Origin of the sequence: Tessaracoccus oleiagri (assembly GCF_900103275.1) — a bacterium.
Taxonomy (GTDB): Bacteria; Actinomycetota; Actinomycetes; order Propionibacteriales; family Propionibacteriaceae; genus Arachnia; species Arachnia oleiagri.
This window is the reverse complement of sequence record NZ_FNGP01000006.1, coordinates 91,010-108,058: the sequence shown is the minus strand read 5'-3', so window position 1 is coordinate 108,058 and position 17,049 is coordinate 91,010. Positions and strand designations below refer to the sequence as shown.

Annotated in this window: 20 protein-coding genes; 16 read left to right on the top strand and 4 right to left on the bottom strand. The window is 71.8% G+C overall.

What is annotated here, in order from left to right; translation table 11 throughout:
- Positions 1–47: 47 nt before the first annotated feature.
- Together BLR46_RS14145 and BLR46_RS14140 are read right to left on the bottom strand one after the other, a co-directional pair.
- Positions 48–950, bottom strand: a complete 903-nt coding sequence (locus BLR46_RS14145) for a metallophosphoesterase (RefSeq protein WP_093253578.1) — start codon at positions 948–950, stop codon at positions 48–50.
- Positions 950–3,433: a transglycosylase domain-containing protein gene (locus tag BLR46_RS14140; RefSeq protein ID WP_425441406.1), complete on the bottom strand. Its 2,484-nt coding sequence runs from the start codon at positions 3,431–3,433 to the stop codon at positions 950–952. The genes BLR46_RS14145 and BLR46_RS14140 overlap by 1 nt, the downstream gene beginning before the upstream one ends.
- A 90-nt stretch (positions 3,434–3,523) precedes the next feature.
- Here BLR46_RS14140 and BLR46_RS14135 point away from each other — a divergent pair, with 90 nt between their 5' ends.
- The 5 genes from BLR46_RS14135 to BLR46_RS14115 all read left to right on the top strand — a co-directional run bounded on the left by BLR46_RS14135 (position 3,524) and on the right by BLR46_RS14115 (position 5,836).
- Positions 3,524–3,784: a WhiB family transcriptional regulator gene (locus BLR46_RS14135; protein WP_093253570.1), complete on the top strand. Its 261-nt coding sequence runs from the start codon at positions 3,524–3,526 to the stop codon at positions 3,782–3,784.
- Positions 3,785–3,793: 9 nt separating this feature from the next.
- On the top strand, positions 3,794–3,952 hold the full coding sequence (gene sp36, locus BLR46_RS15150) for a Sp36 family protein (RefSeq protein WP_093253568.1): 159 nt from the start codon (positions 3,794–3,796) through the stop codon (positions 3,950–3,952).
- 5 nt (positions 3,953–3,957) lie between these two features.
- Positions 3,958–4,626, top strand: a complete 669-nt coding sequence (nth, locus tag BLR46_RS14125) for an endonuclease III (RefSeq protein WP_176761796.1) — start codon at positions 3,958–3,960, stop codon at positions 4,624–4,626.
- Positions 4,623–5,213: a TlpA family protein disulfide reductase gene (locus BLR46_RS14120; protein ID WP_093253561.1), complete on the top strand. Its 591-nt coding sequence runs from the start codon at positions 4,623–4,625 to the stop codon at positions 5,211–5,213. The genes nth and BLR46_RS14120 overlap by 4 nt, the downstream gene beginning before the upstream one ends.
- Before the next feature lie 98 nt (positions 5,214–5,311).
- Positions 5,312–5,836: an NUDIX hydrolase gene (locus tag BLR46_RS14115; protein WP_093253743.1), complete on the top strand. Its 525-nt coding sequence runs from the start codon at positions 5,312–5,314 to the stop codon at positions 5,834–5,836.
- Here the strand turns inward: BLR46_RS14115 and BLR46_RS14110 are convergent.
- Together BLR46_RS14110 and BLR46_RS14105 are read right to left on the bottom strand one after the other, a co-directional pair.
- On the bottom strand, positions 5,833–6,291 hold the full coding sequence (locus BLR46_RS14110) for a phage holin family protein (RefSeq protein WP_093253559.1): 459 nt from the start codon (positions 6,289–6,291) through the stop codon (positions 5,833–5,835). The genes BLR46_RS14115 and BLR46_RS14110 overlap by 4 nt on opposite strands.
- A 53-nt stretch (positions 6,292–6,344) precedes the next feature.
- Positions 6,345–7,082, bottom strand: a complete 738-nt coding sequence (locus BLR46_RS14105) for a class I SAM-dependent methyltransferase (protein WP_093253556.1) — start codon at positions 7,080–7,082, stop codon at positions 6,345–6,347.
- A gap of 102 nt (positions 7,083–7,184) precedes the next feature.
- Between BLR46_RS14105 and ssd the strand changes: the two genes are divergently transcribed.
- From ssd to BLR46_RS14050, 11 genes are all read left to right on the top strand, one after another.
- On the top strand, positions 7,185–8,195 hold the full coding sequence (ssd, locus tag BLR46_RS14100; protein ID WP_093253554.1) for a septum site-determining protein Ssd: 1,011 nt from the start codon (positions 7,185–7,187) through the stop codon (positions 8,193–8,195).
- Complete coding sequence (locus BLR46_RS14095) at positions 8,188–9,321, top strand: TadA family conjugal transfer-associated ATPase (RefSeq protein WP_093253550.1); 1,134 nt, start codon at positions 8,188–8,190, stop codon at positions 9,319–9,321. Before ssd ends, BLR46_RS14095 begins: the two co-directional genes overlap by 8 nt.
- The gene (locus BLR46_RS14090; protein ID WP_093253547.1) at positions 9,315–10,097 is read left to right on the top strand and encodes a type II secretion system F family protein; all 783 of its coding nucleotides are present in this window, start codon (positions 9,315–9,317) and stop codon (positions 10,095–10,097) included. Before BLR46_RS14095 ends, BLR46_RS14090 begins: the two co-directional genes overlap by 7 nt.
- Positions 10,094–10,681 carry a type II secretion system F family protein gene (locus tag BLR46_RS14085; protein ID WP_093253545.1) on the top strand — a complete coding sequence of 196 codons (588 nt, stop codon included), beginning with the start codon at positions 10,094–10,096 and terminating at the stop codon, positions 10,679–10,681. Before BLR46_RS14090 ends, BLR46_RS14085 begins: the two co-directional genes overlap by 4 nt.
- Positions 10,682–10,698: 17 nt before the next feature.
- Entirely contained in the window at positions 10,699–12,945 is a 2,247-nt protein-coding gene (locus BLR46_RS14080) for a DEAD/DEAH box helicase (protein WP_093253740.1), read from the top strand.
- Between the two features lie 10 nt (positions 12,946–12,955).
- Complete coding sequence (locus tag BLR46_RS14075) at positions 12,956–13,894, top strand: aldo/keto reductase (RefSeq protein ID WP_093253542.1); 939 nt, start codon at positions 12,956–12,958, stop codon at positions 13,892–13,894.
- Between the two features lie 13 nt (positions 13,895–13,907).
- Positions 13,908–14,381: a nucleoside deaminase gene (locus BLR46_RS14070; protein ID WP_093253538.1), complete on the top strand. Its 474-nt coding sequence runs from the start codon at positions 13,908–13,910 to the stop codon at positions 14,379–14,381.
- Between the two features lie 148 nt (positions 14,382–14,529).
- Positions 14,530–14,760: a DUF4244 domain-containing protein gene (locus tag BLR46_RS14065; protein WP_093253536.1), complete on the top strand. Its 231-nt coding sequence runs from the start codon at positions 14,530–14,532 to the stop codon at positions 14,758–14,760.
- Entirely contained in the window at positions 14,757–15,122 is a 366-nt protein-coding gene (locus BLR46_RS14060; RefSeq protein ID WP_143008320.1) for a hypothetical protein, read from the top strand. The genes BLR46_RS14065 and BLR46_RS14060 overlap by 4 nt, the downstream gene beginning before the upstream one ends.
- Positions 15,119–15,478 (top strand): Rv3654c family TadE-like protein, encoded by a 360-nt coding sequence (locus BLR46_RS14055; protein WP_093253529.1) that lies wholly within the window; start codon positions 15,119–15,121, stop codon positions 15,476–15,478. Before BLR46_RS14060 ends, BLR46_RS14055 begins: the two co-directional genes overlap by 4 nt.
- A gap of 63 nt (positions 15,479–15,541) precedes the next feature.
- Positions 15,542–16,981, top strand: coding sequence for a methyltransferase (locus tag BLR46_RS14050; RefSeq protein WP_093253525.1), 1,440 nt, complete (start codon positions 15,542–15,544; stop codon positions 16,979–16,981).
- Positions 16,982–17,049: the final 68 nt, after the last annotated feature.

Genomic DNA, 17,049 nt, shown 5'->3' with positions numbered 1-17,049 from the left:
AGCCGACGCTCAGCATAGCGCAGGGATCCGACCCGGCGCCAACCGGCTCAGCTGCGTGCCGTCAGGGTCACCAGGCTCACTTCCGGGCGGCAGGCGAACCGGAACGGCGCATACGGCGAGCTGCCGAGGCCCGCCGAGACGTGGAGGTGCGCCGTCCGGCCGCCGGCGGTGTGCGTGCTGACGCCCTTCACCCGGTCGGTGTCGAGGTCACAGTTGGTGGTCAGCGCCCCGTACCCGGGGACGCAGACCTGGCCGCCGTGGGTGTGGCCGGCGAAGATCACGTCGACCCCGTCGGCGGTCATCCCGTCGAGCAGCCGCAGGTAGGGGGCGTGCGTCACGCCGATGGCCAGGTCGACGTCGTCCGCCGGTGGCCCCTGGACGGTGGCGTAGTCGTCTCGGCCCAGGTGCGCGTCATCGGTGCCGCGGAACTCGATCCGGTAGCCGGCCACCTCCATGACGTGGCGCCGGTGGGCGAGGTCCACCCAGCCGTTGTCCTCGAAGCGCCGCCGCAGCGTGCCGGTGTCCAGCGGGGTGGGCTTCACGCCGGTACCCTCGGACCGGCCGCGGATGACGTAGCGCAGCGGGTTGGTGAAGCGCGGCGCCTGGTAGTCGTTGGAACCCAGGGCGAAGACGCCCGGCTTGAACCGGAGCCACCCCCACGACGCATGCAGCGCGGCAATCGCGTCGTTGGAGGCGATGTTGTCGCCGGTGTTGACCACCAGGTCCGGCTCGAGGTCGGCGAGTGACCGGATGAAGCGCATCTTGTCCAGTTGCCGGGGCAGGAGGTGGAAGTCGGAGACGTGGAGGACCTTCAGGTCCTTCCCACCGGGGGGAAGGACGGGCAGGGTGAAGCGTCGGACCGTGAACAGGTGGGCTTCAAGCAGACCCCAGCCGAAACAGGCGGCACCGGCCCCGGCGACCAGCCCGGCCGCCTTGAGCAGACCCCGCATCAGCCGCCGCCGTTGCCGTTGCCGTTGCCGTTGCCGCCACCGTTGTTGCCGCCGTTACTGGGCGGGGGAGCGGCGGGCGTCGAGGGCTGTGGCTGGGGGGCCTGGGTGGCCGGCGGCGGGGCGGGCTCGGGCTTGGGCGCGGGGGCCGGCTTGGGCTTCGGGCGTGGGCCGACCGAGACGCGCAGCGAGATCACCGAGAACATCGGTGCCTCGTCGGCCGGGGACGCGCCGAGGAACGTACCGGCGCGGCGCGACGAGTAGACGCCCCAGCGTCGGGTCGTGAAGCCGGCGGCCTCGATCGTCTCCTTCGCCTCCTCATAACTCATGCCCGAGACATCGGGCACCGGGATCTTCTTGCCCTCGAGGATGCGGTCGGTCGGCGCAGTGAAGTCGGTCTTGGGCTTGCCCTCGAGTGCAGCGCCCATGGCCGCGCGCCAGATCTGGCCGGCGTCACCGCCGCCGGTGCCGCGGAGCCGCTCGCCGTTGGCGAGGCGCAGCCCCTCGAGGGTGTCGACCTTGGGGCGGTTGGGGTCGGTGTCGACGGCGATCATCGCCACGCCGGCCATCTCCGGGGTGTAGCCCGCGAACCAGACGGCCTTGTTCTCGTTCGTGGTGCCCGTCTTGCCGGCCTGGGGCCGGCCGTCGGGCAGCCGCGCCGGGCGTCCGGTGCCGTTGTCCATGACGGACTTCAGCAGGTAGTTCATGCCGTCGGCCACCTCGGGCTCGATGACCTGCTCGCAGTTGCCGCTCGGGACCTCGATCTCCGTGCCGTTGTCCATCACGATCGACTGCAGGATGCGCGGGCTGCAGTGGACGCCACGGTTGGCGAAGGTGGCGTAGCCCTCGGCCATCGACAGCGGCGTCACGTAGCTGGTGCCGAGCACCCAGGAGGCGATGTTGGACTGGTCGCGCATGTCGCTGCCGTCGGCCATCTTGACGCCGGCGCGCTGGGCGAGCTCGATGGGGCCGCAGTTGCCGATGCTCTGCACCAATTGCAGGTAGTAGGTGTTGACCGAGTTCTCGGTGGCCTCCACCATGTCGATGTTGCCGTAGTTGCGACGACCGAGGTTCGAGGGGGACCAGTCCTCCGGCAGGGCCCGGAAGTCACGCTCACAACTGCGGAACGTCTCGCCACCCAGCTTCAGGGTGCCGGGGGAGTCGAACTCCTGTGTGACGGCCATGCCCATCTCGAGGGCGGCCGCGGCCGCGAACACCTTCATGGTGGAGCCGACCTGGTAACCCTCGGCGCCGCCCATGTCCTGGTCGACGTTGTAGTTGTAGTACGTCTCGCCGGCGGCGATGTCGTCGCCCATGACCGGACGGCTCTGCGCCATCGCGACGATGAGGCCGGTGGAGGGCTGCAGGACCACGGAGTTCGCGACGATCGGGTCGGTGGGGCTCACGAGGTTGGCGACGGCCGCCTCGGCGGCGTCCTGCGTCTTCGGGTCGATGAGCGTCTGGATCGTCAGGCCGCCGCGGCGCAGCGTGTTGATGCGCTCCTCGCGGGTCTCGCCGAGGCCCGGGACCTGGCCGGAGACGAGGGTCCGGTAGACGTAGTCGCAGAGGAAGGGGTAGCGCGACGAGGTGCAACCGTTCGGCGTGCGCGTCACCTTGGCGGGGTCGAACGGAATCTGCTTGGCCGCGTCGGACTCCTCCTGCGTGACGAAGCCGACGTCGGCCATCCGCTGGAGCACGAGGTTGCGCCGGTCGGTGGCCTTCTGCGTGTTGCGCACGGGGTCGTAGCCGACGGGGTTCTGCACGAGGCCGGCCAGCATGGCGGCCTGCTCGAGCGACAGGTCCTTCGCGTGGACGCCGAAGTACTGCAGCGAGGCGGACTCCACACCGTACGCGCCGTTGCCGTAGTAGGCGATGTTCAGGTAGCGCTCGAGGATCTCGTCCTTGCTGAACTTCTCCTCGACCGCGAAGGCGTACCGGGCCTCCTGGATCTTGCGCTCGATGGAGACCTCGACGGCCTGGCGCGCGGCCTCCTCGTCGCCGCTGGCCTTCGCCATCTCCACACGAACGAGCTTCACGTACTGCTGCGTCAGCGTCGACGCGCCCTGGGTGTCGCCGCTGATCGTCTTGAAGAACGCGCGGCCCAGGCCCTCGAAGTCGATGGCGCCGTGCTCGTAGAAGCGGTGGTCCTCGATCGCGATCTGTGCCTCCTGCATGACCGGTGCGATCTGGTCGAGCGTGACGTAGATGCGGTTCTCGTCGAAGAACGTGGAGAGGACCTCGCCGTTGGCCATGAGGATGCGGGAGCGCTGCGACTGGGGCGGGGTGTCGAACTCGGCCGGAAGGTAGTCGAGGGAGTCGACGGCGGCCCTCGCCCCACCGCTCGCCATGGCTACGAAGGGGACTGCGACGCCCGACAACAGCACCCCGGCGAGGAGGCTGACGGCCAGGAACATAAAGGTCGCATAGGCCTTCTCGCTCAGCTTCGCAGACTTCATGGCGGTCAGTCTACGTGAAGGGTTTGGGATTACCCGTATGCGGAAATTGGGTCTTTCGTTACCGGACCGTTATGCGCTAGCGTTGTGAGCGGAAGACAAACCTGCGCAAAGGAGGGCAGCATGTCGCTAGCCGAGGTCAGTGAGTGGACGCTTCAGGCGAAGTGCCGTGACATGGCGGACGCACTGTTTCCGGAGGGCAAGGACCAGAAGCGGGCGCGCGTGGTGTGCCGCGATTGCCCAGTCCGGTCGGAGTGTCTCGCCGAAGCCCTCGACAACCGCATCGAGTGGGGTGTCTGGGGCGGCATGACCGAGCGCGAGCGTCGGGCGCTCCTGCGGGCCCGCCCCGACATCAAGTCCTGGCGGGACGTGCTCTGCAGCTAATCTGACTGCATGACCAAATGGGAATACTTCACGGCCCCGATCCTCTCGCACGTCGCGCAGCAGATCCTGAACAACTTCGGCGCTGACGGCTGGGAGCTCATCACGCTCGCGCCGGGGCCCAACCCGGACACGCTCGTCGGCTACTTCAAGCGTCCGCTGGAGGGCTGACCGCCTTGAGCGCGACCGCCATCGCGGAAGCGCTGGCCGCGGCCTATCCCGAGGCGGAGTGCGAGCTGGACTTCCGGTCGCCCTTCGAGCTGCTGCTGGCCACCGTGCTGTCCGCGCAGTCCACCGACCGCCGGGTGAACTCCGTGACGCCGGAGCTCTTCCGCCGCTGGCCCACGCCGGAGGCGCTCGCGGGAGCGGATCCCGACGAGGTCGCCACCATCATCAAGCCGGTCGGCTTCTTCCGCAACAAGACCGCCGCCATCATCGGCATCGCGCGCGCGGTCGTCGACGAGTTCGACGGAGAGGTGCCGGGCTCCCTCGACGAGCTGGTGACGCTGCCCGGCGTGGGGCGGAAGACGGCCAACGTCGTGCTCGGCAACGCCTTCGGCGTCCCGGGCGTGACTCCCGACACGCACCTGATCCGGCTCACCAATCGCTTCGGCTGGGTCGCGTCCACGAAGCCCGACGTGGTCGAGCAGGCGGTGATGGCACTCTTCCCGCCCGAGCGGTGGACGCAGCTGTCGCACGAGATCATCTGGCACGGACGTCGCGTCTGCCACGCGAAGCGGCCCGCCTGCGCCGCGTGCGTCATCCGCGACCTCTGCCCCAGCCGCGACATCGGTGAGCAGGACCCGGTCGTCGCCGCCACGCTCATCAGGGAACCGCGCGCATGAGGGTCGCCGGGTCCCTCGTCGCCACGCTGCTGCTCCTGGCCGGATGCGCCGCGCCCGATCCGGCACCGACGTCCACCCCCGAGAGCGCCGAGGTGCCCCCCGCCGCGCTCGCGCAGCTGAGGGAGGAGTACGGCCTGCCGGACTGCCCCGACACCGACCCCGCCGCCGAGCCGGTGGAGGGAGGGTTGCCGCGCACCGCCCTCCCTTGCCTGGGCTCCGACAAGGTCGTCAACCTCGCCGGCCTGCCGAGGCGTCCGATGGTGATCAACCTCTGGGCGCAGTGGTGCGGCCCCTGCCGCGAGGAGGCCCCCTTCCTGCGTGAACTGCACCGGACGCGTGACGACGTCGACCTCTACGGCATCAACTACAACGATCCCAAGCCGGACTGGGCGCTGGAGTTCGCCTCGCTCGTCGAGTGGGACTACCCCCACATCCAGGACCTGGACAAGACCCTGCAGACGTCACTCGGCGTCCCCGGGATCCCCATGACGGTCCTCGTCGACGCGGAGGGCGTCATCCGGTACCGCCATCCCGGTCCGTTCGAGTCGACCGAGCAGCTCGAGTCCCTGATCGAGGAGCACCTGTGACCGCCGACTTCAGCGCACTGCGCCGCGCACTGGTCGACCCGCCGAGCAGGCCGCTGATCGACTTCGACCGCACGCCCAGGGGCAAGCGGTCGGCCGCGGTGCTGATGCTCTTCTCCGACCGGCCCGACCCCGAGATCGTCTTCGTGCGACGCGCCTCGACCCTGCGCCGTCACGCGGGCCAGATGGCGCTGCCCGGAGGCCGCATCGACGACGTCGACGGCGGGCCGGTGGGTGCGGCGCTCCGCGAAGCGGAGGAGGAGGTGGGCCTCACGCCGCACGAGGTGTCGGTGATGGGGGAGCTGCCGCCGCTGTGGGTCCCGGCCTCCAACTACGACGTCACGACCGTGGTCGCCACGTGGCCGGGCGGCGAACTGGACGCCGTCGACATCGCCGAGACCGAGTCGGTGCACCAGTACCCGGTCTCGATGCTCACCAGCGCGGACGTCCGGATGACGTGCGAGCACCCTGCGGGCTTCCGTGGCCCCGCGTTCGTCCTCCCGGACAGCTTCATCTGGGGGCTGACCGCGCACCTGCTCGACTGGGTGCTGGAGCTCGCCGGGTGGGATCAGGGCTGGGACCGGGAGCGTGTCGTCCCGATCCCCAACGAGTACATGCGCGACTAGGCGATCCGGTCGTCGACGACAGTGAAGCCGGGCTGCGTGGTCCGCGCGGGCACGGCGGTGTCGCTGTGGCTGAAGCCGTCGATGATGGCGCTTGCGGTGGCCTTGAATTCCGCGATCGTGGCCGTCGGGGCCTTGACCTGCTTGAACTTGCGGTAGGCGAGGAAGCCGATGATGGCGGCCACGATGAGCGAGATGACGGCGGCGATCAGGAAGCCGAAGACGATCGACAGCGCCGTGCTGAGCCCGGTGAGGCTGACGAGCCATGCGAAGACCGCGGCGAGCGCGATGACCAGCATCCAGATGGCGTGAAGGGCGAAGGAGAGGGCGACGATGCCCAGCACCGAGCCGATCCCAGCCTTCTTCGCCGACGGGACGATCTCGGCCTTGGCCAGTTCAGTCTCCTTCGACAGGAACTCGCCGAGCTGCTCCTTGATGTTGTTCACGTTGTCAGCCATGTCGCTTCCTTTCTGAGGCTCCAGCCTAGGACCTTCGCGGGCCGGGTGAGGCGCTAGACCTTGATTGCCAGCCCGTTGTCGGGGAGCTGGACCGGGTTCGTCAGTTCGGCGTGGTCGACCCAGGCTCGCCAGCACAGCAGCTGGAAGGGCAGCTTCAGGTTCTCGCCGGGCCGGGCGGCCGCGTCGTAGAGCTCGAGCACCTGCTCGACGAGGCGGTCCAGCTGGTCGCCGTCGAGGTGCCTGGCCAACGGCTGGTGCCGCACCATGTTGGCCATGTCGTCGCGGGTGACGGGCTGCCAGATCCGGAAGGCGCGCTCCTCGATCTCCGGGAAGTAGTGCGACTCGCGCAGCGACTCCAGGGACTGGTGGCCGTAGTCCCCCTTCATCGCGACCGGGTCGTAGCGGCGAAGCAGCGCGGCGAGGCGCCGCACCCACGGCACCGAGTCGTCGCGGATGAGGTAGGAGGCGGACAGGCAGCCCCCGGGACGCAGCACCCGCGCGATCTGCGGCAGCGCCTGGGCCCGGTCCAGCTTGTGGAACGCCTGGTGGGTGAAGACCACCTCGAACTGGAACGGGTCGAGCGGGATCGCCTCCGCGCGCGCGTGCAGCGGCGTGATGTTGCCGTAGCCGTTCAGTCGGGCGACCAGGGCCTCGTCGGGGGTCAGCGCGAAGATCTGGTGGCCGCGTCCCGCCAGGCGCCTCGGCAGCGACGCGTCGTCGCCGACGGTGAGGCCACGGACCCCTCCCCAGACGGCGAGCCAGTCGAGCGCTTCTGACGGAAACGTGCTCACAGGTAAACCCTCCTAGTCCGGGAACAGCCTAGCTTGCGAGGGGTTGTCCACAGACTTGCCGCGCGGTGCACCCGACCGGCCCCTCGTGACCACCACGGGGGCATGGAAGCTGATGACGCGGTGCTCGTCGCCGCACGTGACCCCGCCGTCGTGGAGACGCTGGAGGTGTCCGCCATCGCGATGGACGTGGCGTTGCAGGTCGTCCAGGGCACCGACGAACTGGCCCGCCGCTGGCCGCGGGCGCCGCTGCGCCTCGTCGCTCCGGAGATGGCGGCCCGCACCGCGTGGCTGGGCCACCAGCCGCGGACGTTCCTCGTCGGCCGAGACCCGGCGGAGCTGGCCGATGCTTCGGCGGAGCTCGGTTACCCGGTGGTCCGGCTGCCCGACGCGGCGGGCCGCCTGGCGGAGCTGTTCGCCTCGGTGTCGGCGGGTTCGGTCGCGCGGGCGACGACGGTGGCGCTGGTCGGCGCGTCGGGAGGCCTGGGCACGTCGACCTGCGCCGTCGCCCTGGGACTGCTCGCCGCGGCCCGGGGCCAGCGCGCGGTCGTGGTGGAACTCGCGCCCCACGGGGGCGGGCTGGACCTCCTCGTCGGCGCGGAGGCCGTGGAGGGTCTGCGCTGGGGCGGTCTCGCGGGCGCGGCCGGCCAACTGGGGGACCTCCAGGACTCGCTCCTCGAGGTGGGCGGTGCCCGGTTCCTTCCCGCGGGCCGCGACGATCCACCCGGCCCGCCGGCTCCCCAGGCGCTGGGCGCCGTGCTGGGTTCCCTGCGCCGCACGATGGACCTCGTCGTGCTGGACGGCGTCTCGGCGGCCGTCGACGCAGACCTCCAACTGCTCGTGGTGGGCGCCGACGTGCGTTCCGTCGCCGCAGCCCGGATGCTGACGCGCGGGGCGCCGGTCCCGCCGGCCGGCCTCGTCGTGCGCACCGGCCCGGGGAGGGACCTGCCGGCCGGGGCGGTGGCCGAGGCGCTGGGGGCGCCGCTGGTGGCCCGGGTCCGGCACGACCCGACGGTGCCGCGGCTGGCCGCGTTGGGCCAGATCCCGGTCGCATCGCCGGCGAGGCGGTTCCGCGCCGACGTGGAGCAGCTGAGGCGGGTGGTCGTCGATGGTTGACCTCGGGCTGGTGCAGTCCCGGCTCGGCGAGCTGGGCCGCGACTACACCCCTCGCGACGTGGCGGCGGCGCTCCGCGACCTTGGCGAAGTGGTCACGGACTCCGCGGTGCTGGCGACGATGGACCGGCTGCGTCGCCACTCCCGCGGCGCCGGACCGCTCGACGACCTGCTCCGGCAGCCGGGCGTCAGCGACGTCGTCGTGAACGGGCCGGCCGACGTGTTCGTCGATCGCGGTAGTGGGCTCGAACGTGCCGGCGTCACGTTCGTCGACGACGAGCAGGTGCGGCGGCTCGCGATCCGGCTCGCGGCCGCCTCCGGCAGGCGTCTCGATGACAGCCGTCCCTTCGTCGACGGCAGGCTGCCCGACGGCACGCGCCTGCACGCCGTGCTCGCCCCGGTCTCGCTGCCCGGGACCTGCCTGTCGCTGCGCGTCCCGGCGGCGCGGAGCTTCTCCCTCGACGACCTCGCCGCCGCCGGCTCCATACCGGCGGAGGGCGCGCGCCTGCTGCGGGCGATGGTGACCCGGCGGGTCCCGTTCCTCATCAGCGGCGGTACCGGGTCGGGGAAGACGACGCTGCTGGCCGCGCTCCTGGCCGCCGTCCCGCCCCACGAGCGGATCGTCCTCGTCGAGGACGCGCGCGAGCTCGTGCCGGACCACCCGCACTGCGTGCGGTTGGAGGGCAGGGTGGCCAACGCCGAGGGCACCGGCGCGATCACTCTGGCCGAGCTCGTCCGCCAGGCGTTGCGCATGCGACCCGACCGGGTCGTGCTGGGAGAGGTGCGCGGCGGAGAGATCACGGACCTGCTGCGGGCCCTCAACACCGGGCACGAAGGGGGCTGCGCCACCATCCACGCCAACTCCGTGACCGACGTGCCCGCCCGACTCGAGGCCCTCGCCGCCCTCGGTGGGCTCGGCCGGGAGGCCTGCCACGCGCAGGTCGCGGCCGCGCTGCGGCTGGTGGTGCACGTGCGTCGCGACGTCCACGGCCGCCGCAGGGTGGACGAGATCGGTGTGGTGCACCGCGAGGCCACCGACAGGGTCGCCATCCTGCCCGGCCTCCGTTTCGTTCCTGGTGGGATCGAACGCCTGGCCGGGGCGGCCCAAGTCGAGGAACTCCTGTGCTGACGCCGCTGCTCGCAGGGGCGGCGGCGTGGCTCGTCGTCCCGGGGCCCGGACGCGCGTCGCTGGCCCGCCTGTCGGTGGTCCCTACGACGCGGCGGAGCCGGTCGCTGCGGCTCGCTCCGGTCGCTGCGGTGGCGCTGGGTGCCGGTTCGGTGGTGCTGGTCCTCCTCGGGCCGTCAGGGCTCGGTTGGGCCGTCACCGCCGCCATCCTGGCCGGCCTGCTCACCTGGTTCGTCACCGACCGGGCCCGCCGCGCCGCCGCTCGTCGGCGTGGACGCTCGGTGGCAGCCGCCGCCCGGCTGTTGGCCTCGCTGTTGTGGTCGGGGCAGATCCCCGTCCACGCCCTCCGGGAGGCTGCCGCCGAGCACGGGGTCCTGCGGGAGGCCGCGGCCACTGCCGCGCTGGGCGGCGACGTCCCGGCCGTGCTGCGTGCCCGCGAGCACGAGCCCGGGGGACACGGTCTGGGCATGATCGCGGCGGCGTGGCGCGTGAGCGAGCGCAGCGGCGCACCGGTCGCCGGCGTCCTGGAGGGGGTGGCGGAGACGCTGCGGGAGGAACAGAGGGTCAGCGGCATCGTCGAGACGGAGTTGGCCACCGCCCGCGCCTCCGGCCAGATCATGGCGGTGCTGCCGGTGGGTGCGGTCGGCCTCGGGTTCCTGGGCGGCACCAACTCGCTGGAGTTCCTGTTCGGCCACCCGGTGGGCCAGTGGCTGTGCGCCGTGGCCATGGGCCTGACGGCCGCCGGGACGCTGTGGATCGAGCGATTGGCGCGACGATGACACTTCCCCTCGCGCTCGCCGCGGCCCTGTGCGTCGCACTGCTCCTTCCCGGCAGGCCGCTGCGCAGACTCGACCAGCCCGCGCGCCGACCCGTCGCCTGGCGCAACGCCCTGCGTCGGCTGGGGCCGCGCCCGGCCGCGGACCGGGTCGTCCGCCGGCAGGCGCCCGTCGCGATGGAGTTCCTCGCGGTGTGCCTCGACGCGGGCGCGCCCGTCGCGAGCGCCGTCGCTTCGGTGGTCGAGGTCTCGCCCGACCCCAGCGCCAGCCTGCTGGGCCGGGTCCTCGCCCACCTCGACGTGGGCCGCGCCCCGGAGGAGGCATGGGCCGAACTGCGGAACGACCCCGTCTGGGGGCCCGCGGCGCGCGACTTCGTCCGCTCCGCGCGTTCCGGCACGGCATTGTCCGAGGCGCTGCGGCGTCACGCCGCGGACCTCCGGCAGGTCCAGCACGACGAGGAGACGAAACGGGCACGGACCGTCGGCGTGAAGTCGGTCGGCCCCCTCATGGGCTGCTTCCTGCCCGCCTTCGTCCTCGTCGGGGTGATCCCGATCATCGCCGGGCTCCTGGGGGACTTCTTCGGCTGACGAGTACCATGCCCGGCATGTCGTCGAACTGGTCGTGGGTGCTCGAGTCGCAGGAGGTGTGCGCCGTCGACGACCGGCCCGCGCTCCCCGGACGCCACGGCGCCTGGCCCGACTGGGTCTCGGAAGCGACGATCTCCCGGCTCCGCGACTGCGGCATCGAGTCGCCCTGGCGACACCAAGCCGACTTCGCCGACCTGGCGTACCGCGGGCACCACGTCGCGCTCACCTCCGCCACCGGCTCCGGCAAGTCGCTGGCCTACCTGCTGCCCATCATCGCCGCCACGGGCGAGGGGCGGGTCGGTGTCCCCCTCCCGGCCGCGCGCCTGCGTCGCCCCACCCACACCGCCCTCTACCTCGCGCCCACCAAGGCGCTGGCGCACGACCAGGCGCGGGCGGCGGCGGCGCTCGGCCCGCAGGGTTGGCGGATCGGCGCCGTCGACGGGGACTCCGACGAGGCGGACAGACGCTTCGCCCGCGACCACGCCGCGTTCGTGCTCACGAACCCCGACATGGTCCACTACTCGATCCTGCCGGGCCACCAGCGCTGGTCGAGACTGCTGGGCGGGCTGCGCTACATCGTCGTCGACGAGGCACACCGTTACCAGGGCGTGTTCGGCGCGCACGTCGCCCAGGTGCTCCGTCGGCTCCGCCGCATCGCCGCCCACTACGGCGCCACGCCCACGGTGCTCCTGGCCTCCGGCACGGCCCCCAACGCCGCGGAGTTCGGCGGCAGGCTCATCGGCGAGGACAGTGTGGAGGCGGTCACCGAGGACGCCGCGCCCAAGCCGCGCCGCACCGTCGCCCTCTGGAAGCCGTCCGTCTCGCTCAACCAGGACACGGCCAACCTCCTGGGCCGGCTCGTCGACGACGGGTCCCAGACCATCGCCTTCGTCGCCTCCAGGGTGGGCGCCGAGCTGGTCGCGCTCGACGCCCAGGAGATCGCCGGTGGCGCGATCGCGTCGTACCGGGCCGGTTACCTGGCCGCGGAGCGGCGGGAGCTCGAGCACGACCTGCAGACCGGGCAGCTGCGCGGAGTCGCCACCACCAACGCCCTCGAACTCGGCATCGACGTCGCCGGGATGGACGCCGTCCTGATCGCCGGCTACCCGGGGAAGCTGAGCGCGCTCTGGCAGCAGGCCGGCCGCGCCGGACGCCGGGGGTCCGATGCGCTGGTGGTGCTCCTCGCCAGGGAGAACCCGCTCGACGGGTTCCTGTTCGACCACCCGGAGGCGATCCTGTCCGCCCCGGTCGAGCACGCCGTCCTCTACCCCGAGAACCCGCACGTGATCGGACCGCACCTCGCGGCGGCCGCGCAGGAACTCCCGCTGACCCACGCGGACGCGCGCTGGTTCGGCCCCACGATGCCCACGGTCGTGGAAGCCCTGTGCGCACAGGGCGTGCTCCGGGACCGTGGCGGCCGCTACTTCTGGACCCGCCCCGACCGCGCCGTCGACTACATCACCCTCCGCTCCGCCGGCGCGAAGCCGATCGACATCATCGAGCGCGAGACCGGCCGGGTCGTCGGCACGGTCGACGAGGCCATGGCCGACTCGGTCGTCCACGAGGGCGCCGTCTACCTCCACCAGGGGGAGAGCTTCATCGTCGAGGAGCTGATCCGTGAGGAGAAGCAGGCGATGGTGCGGGCGGCTCGCCCGAAGTACTACACACAGCCGCAGTCCACGTTCGACATCGAGGTCCTGCGCGACCTCGAGTCACGGCCGCTCGGTGAGACCACCGTCCACCGGGGCGACGTGCGCCTCACCACCCAGGTCCACGGCTACCTCCGTCGCGACGAGCTCACGCACGAGGTGTGGGACCACACCCCGCTCACCATGCCGTCGCGCACCCTGAACACGCAGGCGGTGTGGTGGACGGTGCCCGCGGAGATGATCCGGCGCCTCGGCTGGGGCGCGCTGCAGGTCGGCGCCGCCGCGCACGCCATGGAACACACGGCCATCGGCCTGCTCCCCGCGTTCGCGCCCTGCGACCGCTGGGACATCGGCGGCGTCTCCACCGCGCTGCACCCGGACACGGGGCTGGCGACGATCTTCGTCCACGACGGCCTGCCCGGCGGCGCCGGTTTCGCCCACCGGGCCTACGAGGTGGTCGAGCAGTGGCTGTTCGCGACCCTGGAGCGGCTCCAGCGGTGCCCCTGCGACGATGGCTGCCCCGCCTGCGTGGTGTCCCCGAAGTGCGGCAACGCCAACCAGGTCCTCAGCAAGGCCGACGCGCGGATCCTGCTCGGCGAGTTGCTCCCTGACTAGGGTGGGTCCCATGGAGATTCGTCGCATGGGACATTCGGGGCTGGCCGTGTCGGTCGTCGGCCTCGGCTGCAACAACTTCGGCCGCGCCGGCACCGCAACCGAGCACCAGGACGGCACGACCGCGGTCGTCGAGGCCGCACTCGACGCCGGCATCACGCTCTTCGACACCGCGAACTCGTACTCCCGCGGTGTGTCGGAGACGCAGCTCGGCAAGGCACTCGGCTCCCGGCGCGACGAGGCGGTCGTCGCCACCAAGTTCGGCATGGACGCCGGCCCGCTGGACGGCCCCGACTGGCAGGACCGGGGATCGCGCCGCTACCTGATCCGCTCCGTGGAGGGCTCACTGCGCCGCCTCGCAACGGATCACATCGACCTCCTGCAGCTCCACCGGCCCGACCCCGACACGCCCATCGAGGAGACCCTCGCCGCGCTGGACTCGCTGGTCCGTGCGGGGAAGGTCCGCTACATCGGCCACTCGAACTTCGCCGGTTGGCAGATCGCCCATGCCGACCACGTCGCCCGCCAGCTGGGCCACGAGCGGTTCGTCTCCGCGCAGAACCACTACAGCCTGCTGAACCGCGGGATCGAGCGGGAGGTCATTCCCGCGGCCCGCCACTTCGGTCTGGGGCTGATCCCGTACTTCCCGCTCGCCAGTGGCCTGCTGACCGGGAAGTACTCCGACGGGCGCGCGCCCGAAGGGTCCCGACTCAGCCAGGAGCGGGTCGACGCGGCGGACCTCGACCAGCTGCGCCGGTTCGGCGAGTTCGCCCGCGAGCGCGGCGTGACCGAGGTGCAGGTGGCGATCTCCTGGCTGCTCGCCCAGTCGCCCGTGGCCTCCGTCATCGCCGGCGCCACCACGCCCGATCAGGTCCGCACCAACGCGGCCGCGGGCTCGTGGCAGCCCACCGCCGAGGACCTCGCCGCGCTCGATGAGATCTTCCCCGGCTGAGAGGAGCCCAGTCATGCCCATCACCGACGAGGATCGCCGTTTCCTGATCCGGGCCGTCGACCTCGCCGAGCGGGCCCTCGCCTCCGGCGACGAACCGTTCGGCTCGGTGCTGGTCTCGGCCGCCGGCGAGGTCCTCTTCGAGGACCACAACCACGTAGCGCGCGGCGACCGGACGCAGCACCCCGAGTTCGCGATCGCCCGCTGGGCCGCCGAGCACCTCACACCCGAGGAGCGCGCCTCGGCCACCGTCTACACCTCGGGCGAGCACTGCCCGATGTGCGCGGCCGCCCATGGTTGGGTCGGGTTGGGTCGCATCGTCTACGCCAGCTCCACGGAACAGCTGTTGGGCTGGTTGCCGGAACTCGGTCTCGCGCCCGGGCCGGTGGCGGCGCTGCCGATCAACGAGGTCGTGCCCGGCCTCGAGGTGGACGGGCCGGACGAGGAGCTGTCCGAGCGCGTGCGCGCCCTGCACGCCCGCCGCGGCTGAGCGGACTGCGACCGCTGTCCACAGCCGATGGTGTTGTCCCTGCGGGGTCGTCCACAGGCGGGTCGCGGTCCGGGCGTCGCACGCCCGGTGCGCCCATCACGGGGGTGGCGGATGACACGCATCCGGCACTCCTGGGAAGGGGACAACAGTGTCCGACATCGTCCACATCAACAAGCCCAAGCGCCTCATCGAGCGGGGCCTCACCACCGTCGAGTACGCGATCGGCCTGCTCGCCGCGGCGACGGCGGCGCTCCTGCTGTTGCGGATCTTCAGCGACAACCGATTCTTCGAGATGCTCTTCGACTGGGTGGTGGCCCTGTTCAACGTCGTGTCGTCCGGCGGCGGCTTCGGGGGGTTCCTCGGCGGACTCTTCGGATGAGCACGCGGGGCCTGGGCGGTTGGCGCCGTCGCCCGGCGCCCCGAGGCATGGTCACGATCGAGCTGGCGGTCGGCATCGTCACCGCGACGCTGCTGGCCGCCGGGCTCGTGACGCTGGTCCTGCTCGGGGTGGCGCAGGCCGCGGTGGCCGAGTCGTCGGCGCAGATCGCCCGCCAGATAGCCCGCGGCGACGAGGCGGCGCTGGCCGTCGCCGAGCGCCGGTCGCCGCGGGAGTCCACCGTCGTGCACCGGGACGGTGGGGTGGAGGTCACGGTGGAGGCGCGGTCCTTCGTCCTCGGGATCGGCGACGTGCCGGTCCGGGCCAGCGCCTGGGCGGCGTACGAGCCGGGGGTCGGGCCATGAGGGCGCGCAGCGAGCGGGGCGGTGGCGCGGTGCTCACAATCGGCGTCGCGCTGGTCCTCTTCTCGGTGGCCGCCGCGGCCGTCGTGGTCGTCGGATGGTTCGGCAACATCCGTCACGCCGAACAGGTCGCCGAGCTGGCCGCGCTCGCCGGGGTCTCCGCGGCCGTGCGCGGCGACGACCCGTGCGGGGCGGCGCGGGCGGCCGCCGCCCACAACGGGGCGGAGCTGTCGCACTGCCAGGTCCGGGGACGCGACGCCGACGTCGTGCTCGACGCGGGCGTCACCGTCGCCCTCGAGCCCGCGTTCCTCGGTGCCCCCTCCACGGTGGAACGCCGCGCCACCGCCGGCACGATGTGACCCGGGACGACGCCCAACGGCCGGTAGTGTGTCGACCCGACAGCCCAAGAGACAGGAGCCCCCATGAGCCTTCGCGAGGTACTGCGGCACGCCCGCTACGACGCCGACGGGGTGCTGGAGCGCATCGGCGAGCTCGGGCAGGAGGGGCTGCAGCGCAACATCACCGTTCCGGCCACGGTGGCGTTGGCCGGGCAGCACGACGAGTTGGCGACGCTGATCCGGCTGTTCATCCTCCAGGAGGAGGTGGGCATGGAGGAAGCGGCGTTCCTGCTCGACGACGCGGCGGACTTCCTGGAGCAGACCGAGCACGGCGTCCGCGCGCTGGTCGACATCCGACCCTATGGCTCGGAGGACGACGGTGCGTCCGGCTGGGCGGTGGCCGACCTCACTCCGGGCATGGACACCGCCACCACCCCGACGCGCCGCGACTACGTGCTGGGGGTGTCCTCGGCCTCCACCACGCTCGCGCAGATGACGATGCGCACCCAGATCGGCTCCGCGCTCGACCTGGGCACCGGCTGCGGCGTCCAGTCATTGCACCTGAGCCGCCACGCCGAGCGCGTCGTGGCCACCGACGTCAACGCGCGCGCGCTGAAACTGGCCCGCGTCACGGCCGAGCTGAGCGGCGCGGAGGTCGATTTCCGCCAGGGCTCGCTCTTCGAGCCGGTGCAGGGCGAGAAGTTCGACCTCATCGTCTCGAACCCGCCCTACGTGATGAGCCCGCCGTCGGACTCGCGGCTCATGTACCGGGAGACCAACTTCTCCGGCGACGAGCTGCTCCAGGCGATCCTCCGCGAGGCGCCGCGTCACCTGAACCCCGGCGGCAGCATCCAGCTCCTCGTCAACTGGGCCGTCGTCGACGGCCAGCCGTGGGAGGAGCGGATCCGCGGCTGGGTGGAGGGCAACGGGATGGACCTGTTCGTCCTCGAGCGGGAACGGATGGACAAGTTCTCCTATATAGAACTGTGGCTCGCGGACGCGGGTCTCGCCGGGTCGGAGGAGTGGGTCTACGCCTACGACCGCTGGCTGAAGTACTTCGAGGACCTGGGCATCGAGGAGGTCGGCATGGGGTGGCTGCTCATGACCGACGCCGGCCGCGCCACCCCGCACGTCCGGATCGAGTCCTGGCCGCACGCGGTGCACCAACCCGTCGGCGAGGTGTTCGCCCGGCACCGCTCGGCCGTGGACGCCGCGACGTTGCCGCTGGACGACCTGCTCGCCTCGCGCCCGAGGATCGTCGACGTCACCCAGGAGACGTTCGGCGAGCCGGGGGCTGCCGACCCGGAGTACATCGTGCTGCGCCAGTCCACGGGGCTGCGCCGCGCGATGAAGGTCGACACCGTCCTGGCGGCGGTGCTGGGTTCGCTCGACGGCGACCTCACCGTCGGGCAGGTCATCGCCGCCGTGGCGGAACTGCTCGAGAAGGACCCGACTGCGCTCTCGCTGGAGATTGCACCTAAAGTACGGGAAGCGCTCGAGGAGCAGTACCTGCGCCTCGACTGACGATGCGCTCCACATTGCGCCCATTCGCTATTGTCGAATGGATCGTGCCCTCGTAACAGGAAGAACTG

What these genes read in the sequence shown, in the direction of transcription:
- BLR46_RS14145 (WP_093253578.1), bottom strand. Translation starts at nt 950, where the DNA reads ATGCGGGGTCTGCTCAAGGCGGCCGGGCTGGTCGCCGGGGCCGGTGCC.
- sp36 (WP_093253568.1), top strand. Translation starts at nt 3,794, where the DNA reads ATGACCAAATGGGAATACTTCACGGCCCCGATCCTCTCGCACGTCGCG.
- ssd (WP_093253554.1), top strand. Translation starts at nt 7,185, where the DNA reads ATGGAAGCTGATGACGCGGTGCTCGTCGCCGCACGTGACCCCGCCGTC.
- BLR46_RS14070 (WP_093253538.1), top strand. Translation starts at nt 13,908, where the DNA reads ATGCCCATCACCGACGAGGATCGCCGTTTCCTGATCCGGGCCGTCGAC.
- BLR46_RS14075 (WP_093253542.1), top strand. Translation starts at nt 12,956, where the DNA reads ATGGAGATTCGTCGCATGGGACATTCGGGGCTGGCCGTGTCGGTCGTC.
- BLR46_RS14095 (WP_093253550.1), top strand. Translation starts at nt 8,188, where the DNA reads ATGGTTGACCTCGGGCTGGTGCAGTCCCGGCTCGGCGAGCTGGGCCGC.
- BLR46_RS14060 (WP_143008320.1), top strand. Translation starts at nt 14,757, where the DNA reads ATGAGCACGCGGGGCCTGGGCGGTTGGCGCCGTCGCCCGGCGCCCCGA.
- BLR46_RS14055 (WP_093253529.1), top strand. Translation starts at nt 15,119, where the DNA reads ATGAGGGCGCGCAGCGAGCGGGGCGGTGGCGCGGTGCTCACAATCGGC.
- BLR46_RS14120 (WP_093253561.1), top strand. Translation starts at nt 4,623, where the DNA reads ATGAGGGTCGCCGGGTCCCTCGTCGCCACGCTGCTGCTCCTGGCCGGA.
- BLR46_RS14135 (WP_093253570.1), top strand. Translation starts at nt 3,524, where the DNA reads ATGTCGCTAGCCGAGGTCAGTGAGTGGACGCTTCAGGCGAAGTGCCGT.
- BLR46_RS14085 (WP_093253545.1), top strand. Translation starts at nt 10,094, where the DNA reads ATGACACTTCCCCTCGCGCTCGCCGCGGCCCTGTGCGTCGCACTGCTC.
- BLR46_RS14110 (WP_093253559.1), bottom strand. Translation starts at nt 6,291, where the DNA reads ATGGCTGACAACGTGAACAACATCAAGGAGCAGCTCGGCGAGTTCCTG.
- BLR46_RS14050 (WP_093253525.1), top strand. Translation starts at nt 15,542, where the DNA reads ATGAGCCTTCGCGAGGTACTGCGGCACGCCCGCTACGACGCCGACGGG.
- BLR46_RS14080 (WP_093253740.1), top strand. Translation starts at nt 10,699, where the DNA reads ATGTCGTCGAACTGGTCGTGGGTGCTCGAGTCGCAGGAGGTGTGCGCC.